Source organism: Mucisphaera sp. (assembly GCF_965279675.1).
Lineage (GTDB): Bacteria > Planctomycetota > Phycisphaerae > Phycisphaerales > Phycisphaeraceae > Mucisphaera.
This window is the reverse complement of sequence record NZ_CBDIIJ010000002.1, coordinates 2430551-2446414: the sequence shown is the minus strand read 5'-3', so window position 1 is coordinate 2446414 and position 15864 is coordinate 2430551. Positions and strand designations below refer to the sequence as shown.

The 15864-nt window shown below is 63.5% G+C and carries 13 protein-coding genes; 2 read left to right on the top strand and 11 right to left on the bottom strand.

Annotated elements, in window-relative coordinates; translation table 11 throughout:
• Positions 1–7: 7 nt before the first annotated feature.
• The 8 genes from rsmG to ACQZAB_RS10455 all read right to left on the bottom strand — a co-directional run bounded on the left by rsmG (position 8) and on the right by ACQZAB_RS10455 (position 10555).
• Positions 8–751: a 16S rRNA (guanine(527)-N(7))-methyltransferase RsmG gene (gene rsmG, locus ACQZAB_RS10490; protein WP_428389465.1), complete on the bottom strand. Its 744-nt coding sequence runs from the start codon at positions 749–751 to the stop codon at positions 8–10.
• Positions 748–1968 (bottom strand): FtsW/RodA/SpoVE family cell cycle protein, encoded by a 1221-nt coding sequence (locus ACQZAB_RS10485; RefSeq protein ID WP_428389464.1) that lies wholly within the window; start codon positions 1966–1968, stop codon positions 748–750. The genes rsmG and ACQZAB_RS10485 overlap by 4 nt, the downstream gene beginning before the upstream one ends.
• The gene (locus ACQZAB_RS10480; RefSeq protein ID WP_428389463.1) at positions 1968–4217 is read right to left on the bottom strand and encodes a peptidoglycan D,D-transpeptidase FtsI family protein; all 2250 of its coding nucleotides are present in this window, start codon (positions 4215–4217) and stop codon (positions 1968–1970) included. The genes ACQZAB_RS10485 and ACQZAB_RS10480 overlap by 1 nt, the downstream gene beginning before the upstream one ends.
• A gap of 150 nt (positions 4218–4367) precedes the next feature.
• Complete coding sequence (locus ACQZAB_RS10475; RefSeq protein ID WP_428389462.1) at positions 4368–4631, bottom strand: F0F1 ATP synthase subunit epsilon; 264 nt, start codon at positions 4629–4631, stop codon at positions 4368–4370.
• Positions 4632–4636: 5 nt separating this feature from the next.
• Positions 4637–5782 carry a hypothetical protein gene (locus ACQZAB_RS10470; RefSeq protein WP_428389461.1) on the bottom strand — a complete coding sequence of 382 codons (1146 nt, stop codon included), beginning with the start codon at positions 5780–5782 and terminating at the stop codon, positions 4637–4639.
• Positions 5783–5959: 177 nt separating this feature from the next.
• Entirely contained in the window at positions 5960–8986 is a 3027-nt protein-coding gene (uvrA, locus tag ACQZAB_RS10465; RefSeq protein ID WP_428389460.1) for an excinuclease ABC subunit UvrA, read from the bottom strand.
• Positions 8987–9087: 101 nt separating this feature from the next.
• Complete coding sequence (gene rpsR / locus ACQZAB_RS10460; RefSeq protein ID WP_428389459.1) at positions 9088–9330, bottom strand: 30S ribosomal protein S18; 243 nt, start codon at positions 9328–9330, stop codon at positions 9088–9090.
• Between the two features lie 112 nt (positions 9331–9442).
• Entirely contained in the window at positions 9443–10555 is a 1113-nt protein-coding gene (locus ACQZAB_RS10455; RefSeq protein WP_428389458.1) for a Nif3-like dinuclear metal center hexameric protein, read from the bottom strand.
• A 95-nt stretch (positions 10556–10650) separates the two neighbouring features.
• Here ACQZAB_RS10455 and ACQZAB_RS10450 point away from each other — a divergent pair, with 95 nt between their 5' ends.
• Positions 10651–11313, top strand: coding sequence for a hypothetical protein (locus tag ACQZAB_RS10450; RefSeq protein WP_428389457.1), 663 nt, complete (start codon positions 10651–10653; stop codon positions 11311–11313).
• A gap of 10 nt (positions 11314–11323) precedes the next feature.
• On the opposite strand, the gene ACQZAB_RS10445 is transcribed toward ACQZAB_RS10450, so the two are convergent.
• Together ACQZAB_RS10445 and ACQZAB_RS10440 are read right to left on the bottom strand one after the other, a co-directional pair.
• On the bottom strand, positions 11324–12526 hold the full coding sequence (locus ACQZAB_RS10445; RefSeq protein WP_428389456.1) for an aminotransferase class I/II-fold pyridoxal phosphate-dependent enzyme: 1203 nt from the start codon (positions 12524–12526) through the stop codon (positions 11324–11326).
• Positions 12527–12602: 76 nt separating this feature from the next.
• Entirely contained in the window at positions 12603–13577 is a 975-nt protein-coding gene (locus ACQZAB_RS10440; RefSeq protein ID WP_428389455.1) for a peptidylprolyl isomerase, read from the bottom strand.
• Between the two features lie 88 nt (positions 13578–13665).
• Between ACQZAB_RS10440 and ACQZAB_RS10435 the strand changes: the two genes are divergently transcribed.
• On the top strand, positions 13666–14856 hold the full coding sequence (locus ACQZAB_RS10435) for an aminotransferase class V-fold PLP-dependent enzyme (protein ID WP_428389454.1): 1191 nt from the start codon (positions 13666–13668) through the stop codon (positions 14854–14856).
• A 92-nt stretch (positions 14857–14948) separates the two neighbouring features.
• Here the strand turns inward: ACQZAB_RS10435 and ACQZAB_RS10430 are convergent, their stop codons facing one another.
• Positions 14949–15860 (bottom strand): sulfotransferase, encoded by a 912-nt coding sequence (locus ACQZAB_RS10430; protein ID WP_428389453.1) that lies wholly within the window; start codon positions 15858–15860, stop codon positions 14949–14951.
• Positions 15861–15864: the final 4 nt, after the last annotated feature.

The window sequence follows — 15864 nt, the reverse complement described above, 5'->3', positions numbered from 1 at the left end:
CTTGAACTCAAAGCGGTGAACGCTTCGGCAATCCTGGCTCGCGCGGATACGTCTTCGGCGTCGCACGATCCTTCTGGATCAACACCAAGACCAGATCATTCTCAAACGACTCGGGATACGCCTCCACCACCTGAACCTCCCCGCCGCCCAAAGCGGCCAGCGCATCGCCGGAGTCAGCCAACTCCTGCTCGGCCTTCGGCCCCTTCATCGCCACGCACCAGCCTCCTACCCGGACAAATGGCAGCGTGAACTCCAATAGCACCGGTAGCGGCCCGACAGCGCGGGACACCACCAGGTCAAACTGCTGCCGATAGCCCGATTGATGACCTAGCGTTTCGGCACGACCGGCCACGGCCTTGACCCTCGTAAGCCCCAACCGATCGGCCACCTCATTCAGGAAGCCGATCTTCTTCTGCGTGCTGTCGACCAGCGTGAACGACAGGTCCGGCCGAGCAATCGCCAGCGGCATCCCCGGCAGCCCACCCCCCGTGCCGACATCCAGCACCCGGGCCTGCTCCTCAGGCAACGACTCGAAAGCAGGCAGCACCGTCAGCGAGTCCAGAATCAGCCGCGACCACGCCGCCTCCGGTTCTCGGATTGCCGTGAGATTCATCGTCTGATTCGTCGCCAGCAACAACCCCAGATAGCGGCCCAGCCGCTTCCAGGTCTCCTCCTCGATCTCAAAGCCCAGCCGCACGGCATCCTCACGGATCCCCGCGGGCACGACCAACGCTTCAACCGCCTCACTCACTGGAAAATCGCCTCCGCGTTATCAAACTCGAAACTCGGCCGCGCCAAAGGTGCCGGCCGTCTCGATGCAAAATTCAGGACCAGCCCGATCATCACCGCCGAGAACAGCAGCGACGACCCGCCATAGGACACGAACGGCAGCGTGATCCCGGTGATCGGCAGCAGACCGACCGTCATCCCGATGTTGATCGAGGCCTGCGTGAACATGATCCCCGCAAAGCCGACGGTGGCCAGCCGCGCAAACGGATCCTTGAGCTCCGCCGCGATCATCACCATCGACCCAACCAGCAGAAGATAGAGCAGCATCACGCCCATCCCGCCCAGCCAGCCCCACCTTGCGCAGATCACTGCGAAAATCATGTCGTTGTGATCGAAAGGCAGCCGATTCAGCTCGATCATGTCCTCCGCCGATTGCGGGTCGTAACCTGTCAGCCCCCCTGCCGCGACCAGCGTCATCGCCGTGTCCTGCTGATACCCGATGGTCTTGACGTAGCGCGTTTCTCCCTGAGCCAGCGAGATCATCGACTCGATCCGCTCCACCTGGTGCGGTTTGAGCAGCTGCATCGACGACGGCGCGTAGAGCACGACGAGAACATTCACCACGATCACCACCGCCGCCACCCCGAGCAGCCCGAACAGGTGCTTGAGCCGCGCTCCCGCCGCCAAGAGCATGATGAACAGACACGGCGCGAACAGAATCGCCGTACCGAGGTCCGGCTGCTTCAGGATCAGCGCGACCGGGATCAGCATGAGCAAAAACGGCTTGAGCATCCCGATCAGCGTTCGGTGACTCTTCCGGTGCCTCAGGTACCAGGCCATCGCAAGCACAAAAGCCACCTTACCCAACTCCGCCGGCTGAAAATTCATCACTCCCAGATTGATCCACGCCGTCGCCCCATTGATCACCGGCACGAGCCATCTTGGCGTGAACGGCATCACCAGCAAGACCAGCAACGCCAGCGTGAAGGCCATCAGCGGGTAAGCCCACGTCCCGATCCATCGCGGCCTCGGCAGAAACGCAATCAGCACCGCCAGCAACGCCATCGGCAGCCAGACCTGACCCTGACGAGCTCCCAGTCCCGGCTCCACGATCCCGATCGACAACAGACCAACCACCGACAGAAGCGTCGCGCAGACCACCATCATCCACGCCGGGCTCTTACGAACCACACGCGAGACCTGATCCCAGATCGTCTCCAGCACCTCAGGCATCGGCATCAGAGATACCCCTCCACCCGCAGCGCTCGGACGACTTCATTGAAGATCGGACCCGCAGCCTGCGACCCCGAACCCGCGTACTCCACCACCACCGCGATCACCGCGACGGGCACCCCTCCCTCCGGCCCGACCATCCCGACAAACCAGGCGTGGTCCTCATCATCCGCCATCCGATAGGACTCGCCCTCGTCGCGAACGCCGTCAAAATCAAAATCGATCCACCGAATCGTCCCAGGGTCCGCCGTTCCCGACTTGCCCCAGACTGTCACCCCTTCGACGTTGTTGATCTTGTACCGCTCGCCATCGACCTGCATGAATCGCCCCGTTCCCTGCGGCGCCTCGATGACCTGCCGCAGACCAGCCATCGTCTCATCCACAGCCGACCTCGGAATCGCCAGCCGAGCCCCACCCCGATCCTCCGGCTCGGGAACCAGCAGCACCGTCGGATGATGCACGACGCCGCCGCGCGCCAGCGTCGCGTAGCTCGCCGCCGCCTGCATCGGCGTCCAGGTCACAGGCCCCTGCCCGATCCCCATCAGGATCGCATCGGTCTCGGTCAATGAGGCAAGCACCTCGTCCCTCGGCAGATCTCCCGCGTGTTCATCGGGCAGACCGCTCATCGTCCCCGTCCCCAGCCCGAACCCACGCAGCCAACGCACCATGGTCGGCATGCCCAGATCAGCACCCAGCGTATAGAAGTAGATGTTGCAGCTCTGTTCCAGTGCCGTTGCCCCGTCCAGCGGGCCGTGACGCATCAGAAAACGCTTGAAGATCCAGCACCGAAAACGATCGTGATGGGCCGGATACAAATGCCCGTTGCAGGCGATCGTGTCCTCCGGCCCGATCAAGCCCTCCGCCATCGCCGCAGCAAGCACCAGCGGCTTCAATGTCGACCCGCTCGGATAGGCCCGGCTCACCGGTCGATTCAGAAACGGCAGCAACGCCGCATCCCGAAACACCCGATCCGGCTCCTCCCGCCGACTCCGGATCGACATCCCAGGCGCCGTCACCGCAGCGAGCACCTCCGAAGTCTCCACGTCCAGCACCACCACCGAGCCCGCCAGCGTCTCACCAAGCTGCCCGCTGGCCGAAGCCCGATGCCAGGGCTGCATCACCATCAACCCGATCTCCGGGTCCATCAACGCCTGAATCCGCGCCTGCAGATCGATGTCCAGCGTCAACCGCACGTCCTGCCCCGCCACCGGGTCGAGCCGCTCCTCCTCACCCGTATCCAGATAGGTCACGATCCGACCACGCGCCCCGCGCAAACGATCCTCCTGCGTGCGCTCGATGCCGAACGCCCCAGCACGATCCCCAGGCAGATACCCACGCAGGTCCGTCGCCATCTCCCCAGATGGCAGCGTCACCCGAAACGGCCGCCGCTCTTCATCCTCCTCGTACGTCCGCCGAAGCTGACCAATCATATGCAGACCGACGCCTGCAACTTCGATCAGCGCCGGCTCATCCGACTGCAGCGGCCCGGGCATCCCCTGCCGATCGACCTCCACGGTCATCGTCTCAAGCGGGTAGCGCCTCTGCCTCGGCCGCTCCATCCGCACCTGCGACCAGACCCGCATGGTTGGATCCGACTCAGCCTCCGCGATGAACGCCTCCACCTGCACCCGGGTCCGATCCGACACATCCCGCACGACCGAATAGTGCTGCCGCTGCTCCGCGATCGCCGTCGCCACATCGGCCAGCGTCACCGCTTCCCCATCGTCCTCGGAACGCCGCTGCTGACGCACCGCCCAGACATGAGCCGCCAGCGTCTGCACCCGCCGACGAATGTCGTTCTTCGAGACCTCGATATCAGCCCGCGACAAATCCCCCGGCCGCCACTGCCCCAGATCCGCCAGCGTCTGCCACATGATCTCGGTCTGTTCGAGATACCCCACCGCCAGACGCTGCACCAGCGCTTCACGCTGCTCCGCAGAAGCTTCCGCCCACCAGGCCCGATCCTGGTTGCGTGCCTCACTCCGAGCCCTCGCGTAGGCCCACTCCCCGGTAATCACCGTGTAATCGACCGCAACATCCCAACCCGGCTCATCGTGAGCCAGCACCCGACCATACCGATCCAGAATCCGCCCCCGCCGACTCTCAACCAGCGCTGGCGTCTGCATCGCCTGCTGGGCCCGCTCCAGGCGATCAAGGTGCATCGGGCCAAGCGACAGCCGGGCCGCCTGCCCGCCCAAAGCAAGCGTCACCAGCGTGGCCACAGCAAACAGCAGCCAGAGCCGCCGATGGAACATGCTGGGAACCGCGCTGCGTAAGGCCCGTCGGATCAAATCAGTACACCTCCGATATCCTTCTAACAGGCTATCGGGTCAGAAACGGATGAGACCGGAATAGACCACCCCACCCAGCCATTTTCCGCACAATTAAGGCCGATCCGGACCCGCTTAGTCCAGTTCGCTCGCCTCAGGCGTCAACACCGTCAGCACATCGTCCTGAACCTGAGCGAAACCCCCGCGGATCGAAAACGCCTTCGAGCCCCCCTTCTCCAGGTCCACCCGGAGCGTATCCGGCCCCAATTCCGCCAGAAGCGGGGCCCGATCCTTCATCACACCCAGCTTGCCGTCATGCAGCGGGATCGAGGCGTAAGCCACCTGCTCGTCGAAAACCTGCTTCTCCGGCGTGATGATCGTGCAGCGAAAAGTCGGCATCAGGGTCAGCTCCTTAGACCCATCACTTTAGCACGACATCGCCTGCCTTCCCAGCCAGCCAAGAGTAGCCCCGCCAACAGGATCGCCTGCCCGCCACTGGGGGCCGGAACCACGTCGGCAAAGCGGATGTTGTCCAGCCAGACCTCCGCCCCGGTCTCGCCATCAAACGTCAGATCGAGCGCCACATGATCCAGCCCCAGCCAGCTGGGATCATCGATACACACGACCCCGCGACGCAGGCCACCCGACTTCAGGATGCCCTCAGGGGCCAGGCGATCGAGCACCAGCGTCCGCCCGTCACGATCCGTCAGCGTCAGGTCCAGCGCACCACCCGCGACCCGATGCTCGTAGTCGAACAGCAGGTAGAACACCTCAGCGGGCGTATCCACCACTTGGGAGACCGACACCGAGGATCCCGCCACCATCGACAGAAGCTGATCGTCATCAGGTTCATACGGATTCGGCACCAGCGACGCCGTACCCCCTCCCGAACTGACCACCCAGCTGTCCAGGCCATCCCTGAAATCGGGATTCAGCGTCACCACATCACCATAAGCACCAAACACGATGAATGGCTCAAACCCCTTGGTCCCGTTCCAGGTCTGGCTGTTGCGCGTCACAAAGCTCACGCTGTTACCGAAGGCCGAATTGCCGTTGCGGAGGCTGATCGACAGGTACCCATCAGCATCGAAAGTGCCCAGAGATGAACCGATATCCATCGCATACCACTGTCCCGGATACCCGGGCCCAGCCCAAGGCGACACTGTGGTGCTGGCGAGATAACGGCTGCGAAAGTCAATGGGGAATGGCATCGACGCCTCTGTATAACCATCCTCCGAATAGTGATAAGCGTGAACCGGCGATGAGCCCGAGTTAGACCCGCCATACACAAACAACTTGGCGCGCCGAAGGAAGTAGCCCGAAGACCAACGCGTATCAAACTTCATCAGGATCCGCCGAGCCCCATACAGATAGCGGGTCCCCTCCGAGTACTCCGTCTGCATCACCGACGAGGTGCTGTTGGAGCCCACGCCGTTGTAAGCAATCGTCCCGTCAGCCACCGGCGTCAGCACTCGGTCCACCGCACAAACCGGGGAAATGCCACCCAGCACCAGCCAGATCACAGCAACCACCAAGACCGAGCGGTTCATCCCTAGCTCCCTTCCTGCAACCAACCATGGAACGTTACCCACATGCCAGCCTCAGTTGCTACCGCCGACAATGAACGGATATACAGGTATTTTAGATTTTATATAGATAAAGCCAATGGGACTTACCCGCAGCCGGTCTGAAGCCGAATGGTCTCGCGCGACGGGGAGATGCTGCAGCTAAACCCCTACCGCCTCGCCATACAGCACCTTCGCTAGGTACCTCCCTGTGTAGCTCTCAGGATTCTCCGCCACCTCCTCGGGCGTGCCCTTCGCCACGATCGTCCCGCCCCCGCTGCCGCCCTCCGGCCCGAGGTCGATGATCCAGTCCGCCGTCTTGATGACGTCCAGGTTGTGCTCGATCACCAGCACCGTGTGCCCCGCGTCCGCCAGCCGCTGAAGCACCGCGAGCAACCGCTCCACATCCGCAAAATGCAGGCCGGTCGTCGGCTCGTCCAGCACATAAAGCGTGTGCCCGCTCGCACGCTTGCCGAGCTCGGTTGCCAGCTTCACCCGCTGCGCCTCCCCGCCCGACAGCGTCGTCGAAGCCTGCCCCAGTTGCAGGTAACTCAGCCCTACATCGTTCAACGCCGTTAGCAGCCGCTTCACGTCCGGGAACGCATCGAAGAACCCGAGCGCATCCTCCACCGTCATATCCAGCACATCCGCGATGTGCTTGCCCCGATACTTGATCTCCAGCGTCTCCCGGTTGTACCGCGAGCCCTTGCAGGTCTCACACGGCACGAACACGTCCGGCAGGAAGTGCATCTCGATCCGCTTAACGCCCTGACCCTGACACGCCTCGCACCGCCCCCCCTTGACGTTGAAGGAGAACCGACCCGGCTTGTAACCCCGCGCCTTGGCTTCGCGCGTCTTCGTAAACAGACTCCGGATCAGATCAAACACCCCGGTATAAGTCGCCGGGTTCGACCGCGGCGTCCGGCCGATCGGGCTCTGATCCACCTCGATGATCCGATCGATCGACCCGGCCCCCTTGATCCGCTTGTGCAGACCGGGCTTGTCCTTCGAGCCCAGCACCTCACGCTTGACCGCCTTCAGAAAGATCTGATTCACCAGCGTCGACTTACCCGAGCCCGACACGCCGGTCACCACCACCAGACCGCCCAACGGGAACACCGCATCCACCGACCGCAGGTTGTTCTCCGCCGCCCCGACCACCGTGATCGCATCCTTCTCCGAGAGCACCCGCCGCTCCTCGGGCACCGGGATCTCACGCACCCCCGAAAGAAACTGCCCCGTCAGCGAATCCGGGTCCGAAGCCACCTCGTCGGGCGTTCCCTGACTCACCACGCGCCCGCCATGCCGCCCGGGTCCCGGCCCAATGTCGATCAGCCGATCCGCCGCACGGATCGTGTCCTCATCGTGCTCCACCACCAGCACCGTGTTGCCGATCGACGTCAGCCGCCGTAGCGTCGCGATCAGCCGATCGTTGTCCCGCTGATGCAGCCCGATCGTCGGCTCATCCAGCACATAGCAGCACCCCACCAACCCCGACCCAACCTGCGTCGCCAGCCGTATCCGCTGCGACTCCCCGCCCGACAGCGAGCCCGTGTTCCGCGACAGCGACAGGTAGTCCAAACCCACCGACATCATGAACCCCAGCCGCGCCCGGATCTCCTTGAGGATCGGCTCCGCGATCGCCGCCTGTTCCTTGGTCAGGATCAGGTGTTCGAAGAACTCGGCCGCCTCATCGATGGTCATCGAGACCACGTCCTGGATGTTGACCAATCGCCTGGGCTTGACTGGGGGGTCCGGGGGGGCGGGGGGGTCGCCGGGATTCATGAACGTGTTCTCGTCGATCCCGAAAGGCCCCGCCGCTTCCTCGGCCGACAGAAACACGTGCATCGCCTCGGTCCGCAGCCGTCCGCCCCGGCAGGTCTGGCACGGCTTCTCCGACTGATACCCGTGCAGCCGCGCCTTCACAAACTCCGAGTCCGTCGTCTCCCACCGCCGCTGAAGGTTCGGAACCACCCCCTCGAAATGCGTCCCGTACTTCGCCTCGTCCTTCGCCGTCGTCCCCTCCATCACAATCCGCTGGATCGCCTTCGGCAGCTTGTTGAAGGGCGTCTCCGGATCGACCCCAAAGTCCTTGCAGAACCGCCGGATGGTGCGCGCGTAGTAGATGTTCATCCGCACGCCGTTCTTCCGCCACGGCTCGATCGCACCCGTGCTCAAGCCCAGCGACGGGTCCACCACAATCAGGTCCGGATCGAACTCCAGGATGTTGCCAAGACCATTGCACGTCGGGCACGCTCCGTAAGGCGAGTTAAACGAGAACAGCCGCGGCTCCAACGCCTCCAGCGAACACTCCGGATGAATCGGGCAGGCATGCTTCTCGCTGAACAACCGATCCTCCCAGCCGCCCTCGGCTTCCGAGTCGGCCACCGCCAGGATCACCAGCCCCTCTGCCAGCCCCAGACTCAGCTCAATCGAATCCGCCAGCCGTGTCCGCGTCGACGACTCGGCCTCCTCATCCCCACGCCGGATCACAATCCGGTCCACCACCGCATCGATGCTGTGTGCCTGATACCGCGACACCTTCGTCGTGAAAGGCGTCCCCGACTTCGACTCCACCACCTCCCGCAGATCCATGACCTCGCCATCCACCCGCGCCCGCACGAAACCCTGCCGAAGCAGACTGGCAAACACCTCCTTGTGCTGACCCTTCTTGCCCCGGATCACCGGCGCCAGCGCCATCAGCTTCGTGCCCTCGTCCAGCGACATCGCGTGATCCACAATCTGCGTCGCCGACTGCATCGCGATCGGATGCCCGCACGCCGGCTCATCCTCCGAGTCCCGATGCCAGCACCGCGCCTCACCCGCCCTGGCCAGCAACAAACGGAGGTAGTCATAAATCTCCGTCGTCGTCGCCACCGTCGAGCGCGGGTTGTGCGACGCCGACCGCTGCTCGATCGCGATCGTTGGCGGCAATCCCTCGATCGACTCGACATCCGGCTTCTGAAGCTGATCCAGAAACTGCCGCGCATACGCCGACAGCGACTCCATGTACTTTCGCTGACCCTCGGCATACACCGTGTCGAAAGCCAGCGTCGACTTGCCCGAACCCGACAACCCCGTAATCACCACCAGCTGATCACGCGGGATATCCAAATCCACATGCTTGAGGTTGTGCTCTTTCGCCCCACGGATCGAAATCATCGGCGTCGCTGGTCGGTCACTTGGCATGGCCGGAGTATAGGAACCACCTCACCAAAAAAAGCAGGCCCGCGTGCTTGGTGGAGCACAGCGGGCCTGAGCGGGGGGGGGCAATTTAATTGGCCACGGTCTTACAGCGTCGCACTCGTGAACGGCAGCAGACCCATGAAGCGGGCCCGCTTGATCGCCTGAGCCAGCAGACGCTGCTCGCGTGCCGTCAGACCCGTCTTCTTCCGAGACTGGATCTTGCCGTTAGGCGTCAGGAACCGGCGAAGATCTTCGCTCCGCTTGTAGTCGACATAGGTCGTGCCGTTCGACGACTTGGCGGTCACCTGAACACGGGCACCCGGGGTAAACGATCGGAAATCTGCCATCTCAAAGCTCCGTCCTGGTTGTAGCCCCGGAAGACCGGGACGACGGTGATCAAATATTCGAGCCCCAAAGAATACACCAGCCCGCCTGCGACGCCAAATCGCCCCCAACGGCTCAGATCACCTCCACAGGCGGCCGGTCCGCCTTGCTCACCACCACCTCAACCGCCCCGCCAGCCGCCTTGACGATCCGCTTCCGGTAGACCGGCAGATAGCACCGCTCAGTCTGCGTGTGCCCGGCCAGAATCAGCCCCACCCCCCTCTCAACAGCCTCCAGAGCGTCGTGATGCCGCATCTCTCCCGTGAAAAAGACATCGATGTCCCCAGCCTCCCCAAGCAGGCTCGCTCCCGCGCCGGCACACAGCCCGATCCGCCGAACCCCCGCCTTCCCAGGCCGATGCACCTTCAGATAGTCCTGCTTGAGCCCCTTCTTCAGCCGTTCCACGAGCTTGCCGAAGGGCATCACCCGCCGAAGCTCCAGAATCCGCCCCTGCCCCGAGGTCGCCGGCGTCTCAGGCGGCTCCTCAAGCGCGATCAGATCAAACGCCGGCTCCTCATACGGATGAACCGACCGCAGCAGCCCCACCGCCGCCTCGACCAACCGCTTCGGCAGCACCATCTCCAGCCGCAACTCCGCCACACGCTCTAACTCCCCCGCCCGACCCACCGCTGGATTCGTGCTCGGCAGCCCCCGGAACGTCCCATGCCCCTCCGTCACGAACGAACACGCTTCATAATCACCGATCACCCCCACCCCGATGCTCGACAACGCGTTGCGAACACGGTTCTCCTGCGCCTTAGGCACAAACATCACCAGCTTGACCTGCCGCTCCGCCCCCGCCGGACGCGACGAGATCGGCCGAACCCGCCCGGGCCCGATCAAGCTGACCAGGTGATCGTTCACCCCCTGCTCCGCCGCATCCAGCGCCGTATGCGGGCTGTAGACCGAAATCCCCTGGCGCGCCGCCCGCCAGATCAGCCCCCCCTTCCCCGTCTCATCTGTCAAACGAGCCAGTGGTTTGAACAGTGGCGGGTGGTACGCCACCACCATGTCCGCACGCACCCGCTTGGCCTCATCCAGCACCGCTTCTGTCAGATCAATACACAACAAGACCTTCCGCACCCGCGCCGAAACCGACCCGACATGCAGCCCCACCTGATCCCAGGGCTCAGCCAGAGTCTCAGGGGCTAGCCCGTCGAGCACCTTCATCATGTCTTGAACACGCATGGACTGAGAATAAGCCCACACACAGGTTTTTGCAGCCACACCACGCCACGGTCGATGACTAGGGAGGCCAAACAACCAAAAAGTTCAGGACAGACATGACGCCCACCAGCCAAACCCCAACCGGACCCATGACCAGCGAACGCGTGGAAGAACGTGTCCGACTCGGCGCCCGACTTCTCAAAGCCGCGCAGGAACGCCTGGAAGCCCGCGAAGAACTCCACAAGCACAACGCCAGCTCCATCGATCACCTCCGCCAGCGACTCCAGAAGGCCGAGCAGACCATCACCGAGCTCGAAAAGAGCCTCACCCACGAGAAGCAGCGGCGCATGACCGACAACGACGCCTTCAAGCAGGCCCTCGGCATCCTCACCGAGCAACTCGCGGCCTCCGAACGCACCACCCAGCAGCTCGCCCGCCGACTCGACCTCCAGGACCGCCACACCGCCGAACTCAGCAGCGCCATCATCAAACTCGAGTCACGCCCAGCCCCGATCGACCAGCTCAGCCTCACCCCGCCAACCGCTCAATCCATCGAGGCCTGGCAGCCCAAAACCCAGGCCGAGCCACCGACCGCCTTCGAAGAAACAACCGTCGAGCAGGTCACACCCAAACACCCCCTCGCCGACGCGACCAGCCAACCCCAGCCCACCCCCACCGAGACCACCAGGAAGCCGCCGGTCTATGGCCGCCTGCTCGCCCAACTCCGCGAACAGACCACATCAACCCCCACCGACGTCAACCAACCCAGCGCCGCCTGACCAAACAAACTCACGACCCGACCGCAGCAGGCATCAGCACCCGAGACATCTGCCGAAGCGCCTGACGGATCCGCTGCTCGTTCTCAACCAGCGCCAACCGCACATACCCCTCACCCCGCGGACCAAACGCCGCGCCAGGTGTCATCGCGACCTCCGCCTGATCCACCATCGCCAGGCACAGCTCATTCGTCGATCCGCCGTAAGCCGCCAGGTGCTCCGGGTTCACCTTCGCCCAAACGAACATCGTCGCCCGGGGCAGCTCCACCTCCCAGCCCATCTTCTTCAGACCCGACGCCAGCACCTCACGACGCTTACCATACACCTCGTTCTGCTTCTCGATGTGCGCATCCCCCTCACGCATCGCGATGATCGCAGCAATCTGCACCGCCTGGAAAATCCCGTAGTCGTAGTACCCCTTGATCGTCGACAACGCCTTGATCATCTGCGGGTGCCCGCAACAGAAACCGATCCGCCACCCCGCCATGTTGTAGGGCTTCGACAGCGTCGAAAACTCAACGCCATACGCCTTCGCACCCGCTGCCTGCAAATAGCTAGGCGGCGTGTAATCGTCATATGCCGTCTCCCCATACGCAAAGTCGTGAAGCACCATCACCTGATGCCGCGCCGCCAGTTCCACCACCTTGTCGAAGAAATCCGGATCAACTGTCAATGTCGTCGGGTTGTGCGGGTAGTTGAGGATCACCACCTTCGGCTGAGGCGTCAGCGTATCCAGCACCTGATCGATCCGCTCCAGAAACGCATCGTCATTCCCAAGCGGAACCGTCACCGTCGACCCACCCGCCAACACCACCGCATACGTGTGAATCTGAAACGCCGGGTCCGCCACCACCGCGATATCACCCGCACCCAACAGCGCCAGACACATGTGACTGAAACCCTCCTTCGACCCGATCGTCGCGATCACCTCGGTCTCAGGGTCCAGCTCCACGCCCCACTTGCGCTCGTACTTCTGCGCCATGTCACGACGCAGGTTGTAGATCCCCGCCGATGCCGAGTACCGCGAGTTACGCGGGTCCAGCACCGCCTCACGAATCTTCTCCACCACCGGGTCCGGCGGCGCATCCGAAGGATTCCCCATGTTGAGGTCAATCACATCCCCGCCAGCCTTCCGACGTTCATAAATCAGCGTCTTGAGCTGCCCCAAAATGTAAGGCGGCAAACGATCGATCCGAGCCGCCGGCTGAATATCCATATCAATCCATCTCCATCAGATAATCCCCGATTGTAATCATCGGTCGCCGAGTCCACCGTCATCGCAACCGGTCGCCTCAGCGTTCTAGAAGACCCGTCGCCGACGTCGCCCGACGCCTCTCCTGCCACGCATCCGACAACCTCGGGTCGAGCACCGTCACATCCGCCTCACTCAGGATGACCCGTGCCAGCTCCCGCATACGCAGCGACTCCGCACGAGCCCGCACCTCACGCGCGAGATCATCACGCACCTCCGAAAGCGGCCGCTCATCCGGCTCCACCGTCCGCTCATACCGCAAGACCGCATACCCCGTCTCCAGCGCCAGGATGTCCGACAACCCCGCCGGCCGCTCCGCCAAACCCCGCAGACCCGCGCGGATCGCCTCAGGCAACGTCGGATCCAACGGACTGAGCGGCTCCAGCAACCCACCCCGCACCGCCGAAGGATCCGTCGACAGCTCCGCCGCCAACGCCCCGAACGATGCATCCTCACCCAGCCGACGCAGCACCTCCGAAGCCGTTGCCAACTCGTCCACCACGATCAATCTCGCCTGAACCCGAGGTCCATACCGAAGCTCATAAGCCCGCTCAATCGCCGCTTCATCCACCACCACCTCCGAGGCCACCAGCTTCCGCAAACCCGCAGATCGCTCCAGCACCGCCTCGAACGCCACCAGGTCCAAACCCTCACGCCGCCGAAGCTCCCGCACCAGCCGCGCCGCCTCATCCGGATCGGGACTCAACTGCCGCATCAGCAGCTCTCGTTCCGCCTCCAGATCCTCGTCGTTCACCTCAAGCCCCCGAGCGGTCAGCCGCCGCTCAATCCCCCGACGAACCACCCGATCCGCCAATGCCGCAGCCCAGGCCGAAGGCGGCATCGCCTCATACAGATCCTCCCGACTCAGCCGCTCTGCCCCCAGGTAAACCACCACCGACGACGCACCCACCGCCTCACGATCCCCACCCACCCCGATCACCGAGCCACCACGCCCCCCCCCCGCCTCACAGCCCGCCATCACCAAAGCCATGGCTATCAGAAAGAGATTTCGCATCGCAGAATCCTCCCGCCAACGGGCACAAGGGTCAACACAGGATGGAATCCCCCGCCGTTCACCCTAGAATCTCTCCGGAGGTCTACCCGTGAACCAACGCATTTACATGGACAACGCCGCCACGAGCTTCCCCAAGCCACCCGCGGTCGCCGAAGCCATGACCCGCTTCGCCACCGAGATCGGCGCCAGCCCCGGCCGAGGCGCCTACACCGAAGCCCAGGAAGCCGGAGCCCTGCTCAACCTCTGCCGCGAGCGCATCAACCAGCTCATCCACGGCGAAAACCCGAACCACGTCATCTTCACCCTCAACACCTCCGACGCCCTCAACCTCGGTATCCGTGGGCTCGTCCGCCCAGGCGACCACGTCGTCACTACATGGATGGACCACAACTCCGTCCTCCGCCCCCTCAACAAACTCGTCGATGACGCCGGCGTCGAACAGACCCGCGTCGAATGCGATCCCACCTCAGGCGTTGTCGATCCTGACGACATCCGCCAAGCCATCCAAAAGAACACCCGACTCGTCGCCGTTGTCCACGGCTCCAACGTCACCGGCACCGTCCAGCCAATCGCCGAGATCGGCAAAGTCTGTCGCGAGATGGCCGTTCCCCTGCTCGTTGACGCCGCACAGACCATCGGCCACCTCCCCATCGACGTCCAGCGCGACTGCATTGACCTCCTCGCCTTCCCCGGACACAAAGGCCTCCTTGGCCCGCTCGGCACCGGCGGGCTCTACATCCGACCCGGCCTCGAGAAACAGCTCCAGACCGTCCGCGAAGGCGGCACCGGCTCCGTCTCCGAACTCGACGTCCAACCCGATTTCATGCCCGACAAGTACGAGCCCGGCAGCCACAACGCCATCGGCCTCATCGGTCTCTCCGAGGGTGTCGGCTGGATCCTCAGTAAAGGCATCGACAAGCTCTGGGCCCACGAACAGGGACTCGTCAAAGTCATGCTCGAAGGGCTCACCTCTGCCGAGTCCGCAGGCGTCCACCTCTACGGACCGCCCGGCGTCGCCAACCGCTGCGGGGTCTTCAGCATCCGCATCGACGGCTACGTCAGCCCCGTCGACCTCTCCAACGACCTCGAAGAACGCTTTGGCATTCTCACCCGCTCCGGCATCCACTGCGCTCCCCTCGCCCATGCCACCGTCGGCACCCACGACCTGGGCGGAACCACACGCCTGAGCTTCGGCCCCTTCCTCTCCAACCAGGAAGTCAAATACGCCTGCGACGCCCTCTTCGAACTCGCCGAAGCCAAAGCCTCCATCACCGCTTAACCCACCAGCTGATGGCACGGCCGCCACGCGGCCAGAACCATAACCGTGCTTGCCAGATTCTGGCAGTCGCCACGCCAGACCCGGCCAACTATCTATCGTTCAGCCACCCGCACCGCCCGCTCCGAGAGATCCCAAGTAGCCGCTGGCTTCCCGAGGATCGCAAGCATCCGATCAGCCTCAGGACGCACCTCACCTAGAACCCGAGCCAGCGTCTCCCGCGTCCAACCCGGACGCTCAGTGATAGGCCGCTTCAGGACCCCCCTAGCTATCCGAATCACCGACCGAGGCGACCGATCCGCCACCCACCGGAAACCCGGCATCCGCCGAAGCCACGACGCCGCATGTGTGTCCACCGTGTGCCCCGAAGACACATTACGAACCCGACGATCCTCCGGCTCAAAACCAGAATCGACACCAATGAAATCCAGCACTCGAGCCAGCGTCCCATGCGGGTCCGCTTTCAGATCCTCAAACAACACCGGCAGCATCTGCTCAGCCGAAAACAACCCGGCATACACACCCCACTGCCGCGCATAACAGGCCCCATCTACCAGCGCCGGCCGCTCCCGAATCGCTCGATTGAAATCATGCGGCATCCGATGCCCCGATACCTTCCGCCGCTGCAGATACATCGACTCGATCTGCTCAAGCGGATGCCTCACCAGATAGATCAGCTTCACGTACGGCAGGTCCCTTGCGATGCGCTCCGCCACCCGCGGATAACTCTCCCGCATCGTGTACGTCACCGACGCCTCACCCAGCGCCTTCTCACCGACCGCCCCGTCAAACAGACCCTCGTACCACCCCAGGCCTCGCTCGTAGTGATGCGAAAAAAACCACGGCTCCTTCACCGCAGGCACGTACACCTCGGGATGCTGACGCAGCAGATGCCAGAGCGTTGTCGTTCCCGACTTCGCCGCGCCAACAATCAGAAAACTCGGCAAACGACCAGCCGTCGCTACCGACTTTCTCCCGACACCCGGCTCCGAAGCCATCATCGTCATCGCA